Source organism: Bacillus sp. FSL K6-0268 (assembly GCF_038005425.1).
Lineage (GTDB): Bacteria > Bacillota > Bacilli > Bacillales > Bacillaceae_G > Bacillus_A > Bacillus_A thuringiensis_S.
In genome coordinates this window covers 1,867,669-1,879,605 of the sequence record NZ_JBBOTF010000001.1, presented here as the reverse complement: position 1 = coordinate 1,879,605, position 11,937 = coordinate 1,867,669, and the positions used below count along the sequence as shown (strand labels likewise).

The window sequence follows — 11,937 nt, the reverse complement described above, 5'->3', positions numbered from 1 at the left end:
CTCTCCTTGTATAAGAAAACTGAGACAATAATATTATTATGACAAACTTCAAGAAAAATAAAAAGGTAAATTCCTGTATAGGGGAGCTATTTTTTATATAGGTATATTTAAAAGAATATTTTGTTTATCAGAAAATTAAGTTAGAATAAGATGAAAGAAGGTGGAGGGGAGTATATGATTATAAAAGGTTATGTAGGATATGAGTTAGAAAAGGCGAAACCTAATACATCAGAAGATTTTTTTAACAGATCTGAAGTGACATATATATTAAATGATAAAGAGAAAACTTTTTCGGTTTTATACGTTCGATATTTTGAAGAAGTTTTACAAGAAATTACTCCTTTTGAAGGAAATCCAGTGTATAAAGTAGAAGAACAAAACATATATTTGCGCGATATTGTAGCGATATGTTGTTTAGTGAAGGATAGGGAACTTCGTGCGCAAAAACGTTTGTATTTAAATAACCTGGAAGAATTTCAACAATATTTTGATGAGGGAACGGTGTCGAAAGTACAAGAAATATTGGCTGAATTACATAAAAATAAAAGAGTAGAAATAGCGTGAAATGGCAAAGGAGAGAGAAAAAATGTCTAATTTGATGGTTGAAAATCAAACAGAACAAGTTTCTATATTTTTAGAAGATGCTATTAATTTGATAACCAATTATGTAAATTATCATACGTTGCCTTCTTTATTAGAGGAAACACCAGCAGGGAATGAGCAATATTATAAAGGGTTATTAGCATCAATGAGACGACTTCTCGTTTTTTGCGAAGAAGGACATGATGCATGTTTTGTTTTGTTGAATAGTCAGCCATTTCGAAAAACAGCAGCTGAAAAAATTTTATATAAGATTTACCATCAAGTAATTGCAGAGTTTTTTTCACCAAAGAGTGATTATTGGTATGAAAATAGTCGGTCTGCATATACAGGGAAAAATTCTATCGTTTTTCAACAAACACCACCTGCATCTTTGGGGCAAGTGATGAAGAGTTTAGAAGGTAAATTTCAATTGATGCGTGAAGAACTAGAATATTATGAGACGGATTATCAGACAAAGATGTTACACAAATATTGATTGCGGAAAAGAAGCTAAGGTGACTTAGCTTCTTTTCCTTTTGTACAGTTATATAAGGGATTTTCATTGAATATAGTTAAGTGGATAGCATTAGGGAGGTGCAACATGAATCAGCAAGGTGTATTTACAGATTACTTTCATGAAGTAGAAAATTGGTGTGAAAGTGTTCTTCACGTATTAGATAGCCGCGCAATGGAAGTGTATGATGTCCATATGCTTGCTTATAAAATTCAGGCGTTGTTAGAGCGTATGAAAGAGCATGAGTATGAAACAGATGCAGAGTTTATGTATGAAATAAGTGATGATGTAGAACATATTCAGCATCACTTGCAGGAAGTATTTATGCAAGAAGAAGAGGAATATGAATTATATGAAAGAGGGGATAGCGAACGAGCTGTTCCAATTGGAGGACATACACTCCCGCCATTACCTTATCCGTATAATGCGTTAGAACCTTATATTTCTAAAGAAATTATGATGTTACACCATGATAAACATCATCGGAGTTACGTGGAAGGATTAAATAAAGCAGAGAAGATGATGGAAGAAGCGAGAAAAACAAATCAATTTGATTTAATTAAGCATTGGGAAAGAGAAGCGGCTTTTCATGGGTCAGGTCATTACTTACACACGATATTTTGGAATAACATGAAAAAAGACGGTGGTGGGAGTCCAAGAGGTGCTTTTTCACAACAAATCGAACAAGATTTTGGGAGCTTTTTACGTTTCCAAAAACATTTTACAGAAGCGGCCTCTAAAGTAGAAGGTTCAGGCTGGGCAATTCTCGTTTGGGTGCCCCGGTCTGGAAGGTTAGAAATTTTGCAAAGTACACTTCATCAATTATTTACACAATGGGATACGATACCACTCCTTGTACTAGATGTCTGGGAACATGCGTATTATTTACAATACCAAAATCGAAAAGATGAATATATTAAAAACTGGTGGAATGTTGTAAATTGGCCTGATGTAGAAAAAAGGTTTGAAACTGCGAAACAAATTGAATGGACACCATATTAGACGCAAATTCTCTGCGTCTTTTTTAATGGAAGCAGAAGGAAGATTTCGTTCATATTTTAAAAGGCCAAGCATACACTTGTACAAAAAGTGCCAAAAGGACGTGGGGGGAAATATGAGACGAATTTGTGTAATCATTACGCTTCTTATTATGTACGCAAGCGTTATGCCGATTCCTACATATGCAAAGATGAACAGCAATGTCAGTGCTCGAAATGCTGTATTAATGGAGCAACAGTCTGGTCGTGTATTATACGGAAAAGCAGAACATGAACCTCAAAAAATTGCTAGTATAACAAAAATTATGACTGCCTTGTTAGCTGCTGAATCAGGGAAGATGAAAGAAATGGTGTCAGTTAGCAATGAAGCGGTGAGGGTGGAAGGATCAGCAATCTATTTAAAGCCTGGACAAAAAGTGAAGTTAGAAGATTTAGTATACGGACTCATGCTTAGATCTGGTAATGACGCAGCGCAAGTAATTGCTGAAAGTGTGGGTGGGAGTATAGATGGATTCGTATATTTAATGAATGAAAAGGCGAAAGAAATTGGAATGAAAGATACTCACTTCTCAAACCCTCATGGTTTAGATGGAGATGGATCACATTATTCGTCGGCTTACGATATGGCGTTATTAACGAAGTATGCAATGGGAAACGAGTCATTTAAAAAAATCTTTGGAACAAAAACGTATAAATCCGATTCTTGGGATTACCCGTGGAAAAATAAACATAAGTTGGTAACGTCTTATTATGAATTTGCAACAGGAGGAAAAACAGGCTTTACGAAGAAAGCAGGAAGAACGCTTGTTACAACGGCATCAAAAGATGGACTAGATTTAATTGTCGTAACTTTGAGTGCTTCTAGTGATTGGGATGATCATATGAATCTATTTGATAAAGGATTTGAACGTTTCAAGCAAACGAAAGTTTTAGGACAAGGAGCAATTGCTGAAATAAATGAAAAGAAGTATGCCAACCATGTTTATACGAAAAATAGTTTTTCCGTGCCGTTAACTGAAGAGGAAAGAAAGAACGTATTATTAAAAGTTGAACTGGATAAAAGTATAACGCTTGAGGATGGAGTAAAGGTTGGAAAGACAGATGTTTATGTTGGCAATGAGAAAGTTGGAGAACGGAATTTATTTTATAGTAAACGGAAGTTAGTAGCTACAACGGGACTTTACTGGAATAATGTGAAAGAAATTTTTTCTTACATGATAGGTGTTGGGAACAATGGTTAATCTCGTATGGGTAGCGATGGCTGTCATTGGGATTGTATACGCCATGATAAATGGAACGATGGAAGAAGTGAATAAGGCTGTATTTGACGGAGCAAAAGATGCAGTAACGATTTGTATAGGACTTATTAGTGTTTTAGTATTTTGGCTTGGTTTAATGAAAATTGCAGAGGAAGCCGGATTGTTAAAAAAATTAGTTTCACTTTTTATGCCGATAGTAAAAAGGTTGTTTCCAGAAATACCAAAGGATCATCCGTCCATGGGATTTATTCTATCAAATATGATGGCAAACTTTTTTGGTCTAGGTAATGCAGCAACCCCTCTTGGTATTAAAGCGATGGAACAACTAAAAGAGTTAAATGGAGGAAAGGATTCGGCGAGCCGTTCTATGGTGACGTTTCTAGCATTAAATACATCAGCTATTACATTAATTCCTACGACAGTCATTTCAATTCGAATGACATATGAATCAGCCAATCCTACTGAAATTGTTGGGGTAACATTTATTGCACAAGTACTTTCTATGATTGGAGCAATTTGGATTGACCGCTATTTTTACCGAAGAAGGAGTAGAAAGGGGCGGAAAAAATGAGTATTGTAAATACAATTTCCTTATGGGTAATCCCTTGTGTAATTGGTTTTATCCTTTTATATGGCACGATAAAGAAAGTGCCGACGTATGAATCGTTCGTTGAGGGAGGAAAAGAAGGGATTCAAATTGCAATTTCCATTTTACCGTTTATGGTTGGAATGCTTGTGTCTATTTCTATATTCCGATCGTCAGGTGCGCTAGATGCAATGATATCAGTAATGAAGCCAATGCTAGATTTAATTCACGTTCCAGCAGAAATCGTTCCATTAGCACTAATACGTCCTATTTCAGGTTCTGCTGGTCTAAGTATTACGACTGATTTAATTGCTACATATGGGCCAGACTCATTCATTGGGAGATTAGCTTCTACGATGCAAGGGAGTACAGATACGACTTTTTATATTTTAACAGTATACTTCGGAGCTGTTGGTATTAGAAAAATGGGAGATGCATTAAAAGTAGGTCTTTTTGCAGATTTAATCGGGATTATTTGCTCGATTGTCTTTGTTTCCCTATTGTTTCAGTAAAGCTATTCATTTTTTATGCTATTTCGCGTATAATACGTATACGACCACTATTAAGGTGTAGCTTAATAGTGGTTTTTTTATGCAGTATTTTTGACAAAATGATGAACTTTTATTGTGAGAAATATGAAAAATATGGACAATAATAAAGGATAAAAACATGATTTGACCTTTATATGTTTAATATCATCGCTATGTTGTTTAAGGGAGATGGAGCGAATAACCGTAAAGCGTATGCGGTTGCCAAGTCTTTCTAATGTAAGGTAAGATAAATTCGAGGTGAAAAAAAGAAATGGAACGATTACAAAAAGTGATTGCGCAAGCAGGTATTGCATCGAGAAGAAAGGCTGAGGAATTAATTCAGCAAGGAAAAGTGAAAGTTAACGGAAAAATAGTGAAAGAGTTAGGAACAAAAGTAACTCCTCAAGATAAAGTAGAAGTAAATAACATCCCTCTTGAAAAAGAAGAACCTGTTTATTTTTTACTATATAAACCAACTGGTGTAATTTCAAGTGTATCAGATGATAAAGGTAGAAGTGTTGTAACAGACTTTTTCCCTGAAATTACACAACGTTTATTCCCAATCGGACGTCTAGATTATGATACGTCAGGAGTATTATTAATGACAAACGACGGGGACTTCGCAAATATATTAATGCATCCTAAATATAAAGTTGAAAAAACGTATGTTGCAAAAATAAAAGGCCCATTAACAGGTGAGAAAATTCGCATGTTAGAACGCGGTGTTGCATTAGAAGATGGTAAAACAGCACCAGCACATGTGAAAATTATTTCTTGGGACAAGCGTAAAGAGATGGCTATTGTACAATTAACAATTCATGAAGGACGTAATCGTCAAGTACGTCGTATGTTTGAAGCGTTAGACTGTAAAGTAGTGAAATTAAAACGTGAACGTTATGCTTTCTTAGAAGTAGGAAGCCTGCGACCTGGTGATGCGAGAGAATTGACACCACATGAGGTGAAACAATTACGCGCGCTTGCTTCTACAAAGCCAAGATAAGCTATAGAGTTAAAAATTCACCAGTGGAGTGCTCTGCTGGTGATTTATTCAATACAACATTTACAGAAGATAATACATAACATTTACCGAGGAGAGGAGAGGTAATATGAAGAAAAATCGCTTATTATTTCGCGTTATTATTCTACTCATTTTATGTGGTGCTGTAGGATTTACCCTTTATCAAGGATTCTTTGCTAATAAAGAGAAAATGCAAATCGGAAAAGAAGCACCTAACTTTGTTGTGACAGATTTAGAAGGGAAGAAAATTGAACTAAAAGATTTAAAGGGAAAAGGTGTATTTTTAAACTTTTGGGGTACGTGGTGTAAACCTTGTGAAAAAGAAATGCCTTATATGAATGAATTATATCCAAAGTATAAAGAAAAAGGCGTTGAAATCATAGCGTTAGATGCAGATGAAACGGATATTGCAGTAAAGAACTTTGTGAACCAATATGGTTTGAAATTCCCAGTTGCTATTGATAAAGGACAAAAGATTATAGGAACATATGGAGTAGGTCCATTACCGACAAGCTTTTTGATTGATAAAGATGGAAAAGTAGTGGAGCAAATTATAGGTGAACAAACGAAAGAACAGTTAGAAGAGTATTTAAAGAAAATTACTCCGTAATAAAGAAAGCCTTTACATAAGAGGTGCGTGTCTATAGTGCCTCTGATTTAAAAATTCTGAGTATTGCGGTAACTCGAGGTTAGAATATACAATAGTACATATAGATACAGGGGCGGTGAGAGTGTTGAAAGAAATTAAATGTGAATGTGGACATGTTAATCCGATAGGAACCGTTTTTTGTGAAGCTTGCGGGAAACCATTTGAAAGCAATGAAAATGCAAAACTATTGGATATGCGCTATGAGGGGAGTGCACGGAGATCTCTCACGCAAACAAAAACGATAGTCGATAAAATTTGGAGCTTTTTCTCTTCTGTAAAAGTCGGTGTATGGCTAATCGTAATAACTTTAGCTGCATCAGCGATAGGAACTATTTTTCCGCAAGAAATGTACATAACTCCAGGGATTGCACCAGCTGAATATTATAAGCAAGAATACGGATTTTTAGGGCAATTATACTATCAATTAGGATTTAATAATTTATACGGTTCATGGTGGTATATGATTTTGATTGCTTCTATCGGTATTTCACTTGTGATATGTAGTTTAGACCGCGTTATTCCACTTTATAAAGCTTTAAAAAAGCAAGGCGTAAAAAGACATCCTAGTTTTTTAAAGAGACAGAGATTATATGGGACTGGTACACCGCAAGATGGTGACCTGGAAAGAGTGCAAAAGAATTTAAAGAAAAGAAACTATAACGTGAAAGTGGAAGACGGAAACGTTTTAGCAGAAAAGGGACGCTTCTCGCGTTGGGGTCCATATGTAAATCATATCGGTCTTATTATCTTTTTATTCGGTGCGATGCTTCGTTTTTTACCGAGTATGTACGTAGACGAAGCACTTTGGTTACGTGATGGTGAAACGAAAGAAATACCAGGGACGGATGGACAATACTACTTAAAAAACGAGAAATTTATAAAAGAAGTTTATGATAAAAGTAAGGACAAGGAAGTTTTTGAGGAAGCGATTGATCGTGTAGGCGATAAAATGATTGCGAAAAACTTCCAAACGAATGCTGTATTATATAAAGCTGTGGGCGAAAATATAGCAGGGCAAAAACCAAAGTTGGAAAAAGTAAAAGAAGCGGAAATTCGAGTAAATGAACCACTGAAATTTGATCAATTTGCAGTGTATCAAGTGGATTATAAAGAAAGTGAATTTAAAAGTATGTCCTTCAACTTGCAAAATAAAGAAAATAATCAAAAATGGGGACCGATTAAAGTAGATTTAACGAATCCTAAGGAAAAATATGATTTAGGAAATGGTTATTCTCTAGAACTATTAAGCTATTTTCCTGATTTTTATTTTGATGAGAATGGAAAACCGAATACAAAAACGAAATTACCGAACAATCCTGCATTTGTATTTAAAATGTTTACACCTGAAACACCAGATGGTGAAGTGAGTTTTGTTGGTATTCAGCAAAATATAGAACCTGATGGAAACAACAAATATAAAATGTCGTTTGCGGGTGTTGAAATGCAAAATGCAACAGCACTTACTGTAAGAAAAGATTTAACGCTTTGGATTCTCGGTATTGGAGGATTTATATTTATGGTTGGTGTCATTCAAGGTATGTATTGGAATCATCGCCGTATTTGGATACAACGTGTTAATGATGAATGGTGGATTGCAGGGCATACGAATAAAAATTGGTTCGGTTTAAAGAAAGATATTGAAAGAGTAATAGAAGGTACAGCAATTCCACAGCCAAATGATAAAGTAATCGATAAAAAAATTAGTTAAGGTGGGGAAACGATATGGTGCAAATAAGTAGTAACTTTCTCTTTACCGCATTTATTTTATATTTAATTGCGACTCTATTTTTTGGTGGAGCCATTAAAGAAAAGGGTCATAAATGGGCAAATGTAGGAATAACAATTACAATTTTAGGGTTTATAGCACAAACAGTATATTTTGTTACAAGGTGGATTGCATCAGGGCATGCGCCAGTTAGTAACTTTTTTGAATTCGGTACATTTTTCGGCATGATGCTTGTAGGAGCATTTATTGTAATGTATTTTATGTACCGCGTAAGTATAATTGGACTATTTGCATTACCAGTTGCGCTTTTATTAATTGCCTATGCAAGTATGTTTCCGAGGGAAATATCTCCGCTTATTCCATCTTTAAAAAGTAATTGGTTACATATTCACGTGACGACTGCAGCAGCAGGACAAGCAATTTTAGCGATTAGTTTTATTACGGGCGTCATGTATTTATTAAAAAATGTAGATCAATCAACGAGAAGTAAACGGACATTTTGGCTAGAGACGGTAGTGTTTACGCTTGTTTGTACAGTTGGATTTATTGGAGTAACAACGGTATTTTCTAGTATGAAATATGAAGCGAAGTTTCAATGGGTTGATAAAAATGAACAACAACTGGAAATGAAGTACAATCTTCCAGCTTTAGTAGGACCGCATGAAGGGAAGTTACAGACAGAAAATAAATTAGAACCGGTAGTTGAAGTTCCAGCGATTGTAAATGCGAAAAAATTAAATACTGTTATTTGGTCAGTGTTAGTTGGAACATTACTTTATATTGTATTAAGGCTTGTTTTACGGAAGCGAGTATCGGCGGCACTTCAGCCGTTAGTAAAGAATACGAATAGTGATTTACTAGATGAAATCGGATATCGATCTATTGCAATTGGATTCCCAGTTTTCACATTAGGAGCGTTAATTTTTGCAATGATTTGGGCTCAAATAGCGTGGACGCGTTTTTGGGGCTGGGATCCGAAAGAGGTTTGGGCACTTATAACGTGGCTCTTTTATGCTGCAGTACTACATTTACGATTATCTAAAGGGTGGCATGGAGAGAAATCAGCTTGGCTTGCAGTAATTGGTTTTGCAATTATTATGTTTAACTTTATTGTAGTAAACTTAATTATTGCCGGTTTACATTCATATGCATAGAGAAATAAAATAGGAGAGTGCATGTCACTTTCCTATTTTATTTTTGTCAACTTTTCTTCTTTTTTGAGAAAAACATGACAAAGTAGCGGTTGATTTTGTAAAATGATGTCGAGGACATTATATACTGTTCAAAAAAAATACATAGTTTTGGAAAAAAATTGAACAAAATTTATTATTCTTGTGAAGCATAATATGGGAAGTGAAACATTTAGAAGATTGCTTAAATAAACGAGAATAGCGCAACATAATAGTAAAGAAGGGTAGGTGTGAACCGCTGAGGTGAGAGTACGCAGCGGGTAGAGATGGAAAATGAATCAAGAATTTTAATTGTAGATGATGAGGATCGTATTCGTCGTTTATTGAAAATGTACTTAGAAAGAGAACAATACACAATTGAAGAAGCAGATAATGGTGATACAGCTTTAGAAATGGCGTTGCAAAATGATTACGATTTAATCTTATTAGATCTTATGATGCCTGGTAAAGATGGCATTGAAGTATGTAAAGGGGTTCGTGAGAAGAAAGCGACACCAATTATTATGCTGACAGCAAAAGGTGAAGAAGTAAATAGAGTACAAGGATTTGAAGTTGGAACAGATGATTATATTGTAAAGCCATTTAGTCCACGTGAGGTCGTGCTACGTGTGAAAGCGGTATTACGTCGTGCTGTACCAACAACATTCTTTACACAAGATACAACGACAAAAGATGTTACTGTATTCCCGCACTTAACAATTGATAACGATGCACACCGTGTTACTGCAGATGGTAATGAAGTAAACTTAACGCCGAAAGAATATGAGTTACTATTATTTTTAGCGAAAGCTCCTGATAAAGTATTCGATCGTGAGCAATTGTTAAAAGAAGTATGGCAATATGAATTCTTCGGAGATTTACGTACAGTTGATACGCATGTAAAGCGTTTACGTGAGAAGTTAAGTAAAAAATCACCAGATGCTGCGAAGATGATTGTTACCGTTTGGGGCGTAGGTTATAAATTTGAGGTTGTGAACGACTGATGCTTTGGAGAAGTGTAGTAGGGAAGTTATGGATGACTATATTACTTCTCGTTTCGTTTGTGCTTGGATTTGTTGCGATTTTACTTTCACAGTTTTTTAGAACATATTATGTTGATATGAGTGAAGATAGGCTTCAAAAAGTTGCAACAAGTGTTTCAGAGTTAATTGAAGAAGGTGCCGATGTAAAAACGATTGAGAATATCGCGTACAAATTCTCTGATTCACTTTCAAGGATCATTATTGTAGAAGATGGTAAAGAAATATCATCTTCGCCGAAACAAGAAGGGTTAGTCACTCTTACAATGGATGATTTGAAAGAAGATAAAGAATTAGCGGCTGTTTTCACAGACAAAAAAGAAATTAAGAATAACATTAGAAAAGCCTCTAATAGTAGAAAGAATAAAAACACTGAAAATGATATTATGATTGTCGGAAAACCAGTGCAGTCAAAAAATCAAAGTGCAGTGTTCGTATACGAATCTTTACAAGTACCGATACAAGGCATGGAGAGAACGACTGATTTTATATTCTTATCAGCAGGGATTGCGATTATATTAACAACGTTCTTTGCATTCTTCTTGTCTACTCGAATTACAGCACCACTCCGTAAAATGCGTGAAGTTGCTTTTGAGGTGGCGCGTGGGAAGTTTGATGCGAAAGCTCCTATGGTGTCTCAGGACGAGATTGGTGAGCTTGCAACGGCCTTAAATCAAATGGGGAAACAGTTGAAGTTTAATATGAATGCACTGCAGCAAGAAAAAGAACAGTTAGCTAGTATTTTAAGTAGTATGGCAGATGGGGTTATTACGTTAAATCAAGAAGGTGAAGTCGTTGTAATTAATCCGCCGGCCGAACATTTCTTACAAGTTTGGCAAGAAGAAAAAGAGATAGAGCTAAGTAAAAAACTACCTTCTGAACTTGTGGAACTATTCCATCTTGTTGTAGAAAGTGAACAACAACAAGTTGTTGAAATTAATTTACAAAAAGGGAACTATGTAGTTCTTATGACGCCGCTTTACAATCAAACGAAAATTCGTGGAGCTGTAGCGGTACTGCGAGATATGACGGAAGAACGCCGTCTTGAAAAGATGCGTCAAGACTTTATTGCGAATGTATCGCATGAACTTCGTACACCAATGGTAATGCTGCAAGGGTATAGTGAAGCGATTTTAGATGATATTGTGCAAACGAAAGAAGAAATTGATGATTTTGTTCAAATCATTTATGATGAATCCGTTCGTTTAGGTAAACTTGTAAATGAATTATTAGATTTAGCACGCATGGAAAGTGGTAATGTAGAGTTACATATAGGTGAAGTTGATATTCATCCTTTCGTTGAAAAAATAGGTCGTAAATTCCAAGGGATTGCAAAGGATAAAGAGGTCGCGTTAACGGTTGATTTCAAAGATTCAATTGAACAATACCCGTTTGATGCAGATCGTATGGAGCAAGTATTGACGAATTTAATTGATAACGCAATACGTCATACAAACGCAGGCGGACATGTAACGCTTGTAATTGATTCGAAAAATAATGGCCTCATTTTTGAAGTACAAGATTCGGGTGCAGGCATTCCAGAAGAGGATATTCCATTTTTATTTGATCGTTTCTATAAAGCTGATAAAGCAAGAACACGTGGGAAAAAGGGTGGAACAGGACTCGGGCTTGCGATTGCGAAAAATATTGTTCAAGGTCATGATGGTAAAATTTCTGTTTCAAGTGTTGTTGGAGAAGGAACTACATTCTCTGTATATTTACCGAATCGTATAATTTAGATATGTGTTTTTAAAGTTGATAATGAATAAAGTTCTGCTGTTTTTTATTTTTTTGTAAACTCAATTAAATAAAGAATGGTAGAACTTTTTTCTATGTTGCTCGAATAAAGAATAACAAGAGAGGTGC

The 11,937-nt window shown here is 35.3% G+C and carries 12 protein-coding genes; all 12 read left to right on the top strand.

Translation table 11 applies throughout. The features are described 5' to 3' along the window. The first annotated feature begins 174 nt into the window (after positions 1 to 174). The 12 genes from MHI28_RS09530 to resE all read left to right on the top strand — a co-directional run bounded on the left by MHI28_RS09530 (position 175) and on the right by resE (position 11,810). The gene (locus tag MHI28_RS09530) at positions 175 to 564 is read left to right on the top strand and encodes a hypothetical protein (protein WP_000584359.1); all 390 of its coding nucleotides are present in this window, start codon (positions 175 to 177) and stop codon (positions 562 to 564) included. A gap of 22 nt (positions 565 to 586) precedes the next feature. Further along, positions 587 to 1,078: a YpuI family protein gene (locus MHI28_RS09525; RefSeq protein ID WP_000067555.1), complete on the top strand. Its 492-nt coding sequence runs from the start codon at positions 587 to 589 to the stop codon at positions 1,076 to 1,078. 105 nt (positions 1,079 to 1,183) lie between these two features. Continuing rightward, positions 1,184 to 2,098 carry a superoxide dismutase gene (locus tag MHI28_RS09520; protein ID WP_001075736.1) on the top strand — a complete coding sequence of 305 codons (915 nt, stop codon included), beginning with the start codon at positions 1,184 to 1,186 and terminating at the stop codon, positions 2,096 to 2,098. Positions 2,099 to 2,210: 112 nt separating this feature from the next. Then, positions 2,211 to 3,335: a D-alanyl-D-alanine carboxypeptidase family protein gene (locus MHI28_RS09515; RefSeq protein WP_001252627.1), complete on the top strand. Its 1,125-nt coding sequence runs from the start codon at positions 2,211 to 2,213 to the stop codon at positions 3,333 to 3,335. Continuing rightward, entirely contained in the window at positions 3,328 to 3,924 is a 597-nt protein-coding gene (spmA, locus tag MHI28_RS09510; protein ID WP_000247810.1) for a spore maturation protein SpmA, read from the top strand. The genes MHI28_RS09515 and spmA overlap by 8 nt, the downstream gene beginning before the upstream one ends. Further along, positions 3,921 to 4,451 (top strand): spore maturation protein SpmB, encoded by a 531-nt coding sequence (gene spmB / locus MHI28_RS09505; protein ID WP_000029514.1) that lies wholly within the window; start codon positions 3,921 to 3,923, stop codon positions 4,449 to 4,451. The genes spmA and spmB overlap by 4 nt, the downstream gene beginning before the upstream one ends. Before the next feature lie 289 nt (positions 4,452 to 4,740). Beyond that, a complete protein-coding gene (gene rluB / locus MHI28_RS09500) occupies positions 4,741 to 5,469 on the top strand; it encodes a 23S rRNA pseudouridine(2605) synthase RluB (RefSeq protein WP_000440553.1) in 729 nt (242 codons plus the stop codon). A 106-nt stretch (positions 5,470 to 5,575) separates the two neighbouring features. Next, positions 5,576 to 6,097: a thiol-disulfide oxidoreductase ResA gene (resA, locus tag MHI28_RS09495; protein WP_000742193.1), complete on the top strand. Its 522-nt coding sequence runs from the start codon at positions 5,576 to 5,578 to the stop codon at positions 6,095 to 6,097. 121 nt (positions 6,098 to 6,218) lie between these two features. After that, positions 6,219 to 7,844, top strand: a complete 1,626-nt coding sequence (resB, locus tag MHI28_RS09490; protein WP_000910521.1) for a cytochrome c biogenesis protein ResB — start codon at positions 6,219 to 6,221, stop codon at positions 7,842 to 7,844. Positions 7,845 to 7,858: 14 nt separating this feature from the next. Beyond that, positions 7,859 to 9,016, top strand: a complete 1,158-nt coding sequence (resC, locus tag MHI28_RS09485; RefSeq protein WP_000250089.1) for a cytochrome c biogenesis protein ResC — start codon at positions 7,859 to 7,861, stop codon at positions 9,014 to 9,016. 302 nt (positions 9,017 to 9,318) lie between these two features. Then, complete coding sequence (resD, locus tag MHI28_RS09480) at positions 9,319 to 10,035, top strand: DNA-binding response regulator ResD (protein WP_000426861.1); 717 nt, start codon at positions 9,319 to 9,321, stop codon at positions 10,033 to 10,035. Further along, positions 10,035 to 11,810, top strand: coding sequence for a sensor histidine kinase ResE (gene resE / locus MHI28_RS09475; protein ID WP_000964692.1), 1,776 nt, complete (start codon positions 10,035 to 10,037; stop codon positions 11,808 to 11,810). Before resD ends, resE begins: the two co-directional genes overlap by 1 nt. Positions 11,811 to 11,937: the final 127 nt, after the last annotated feature.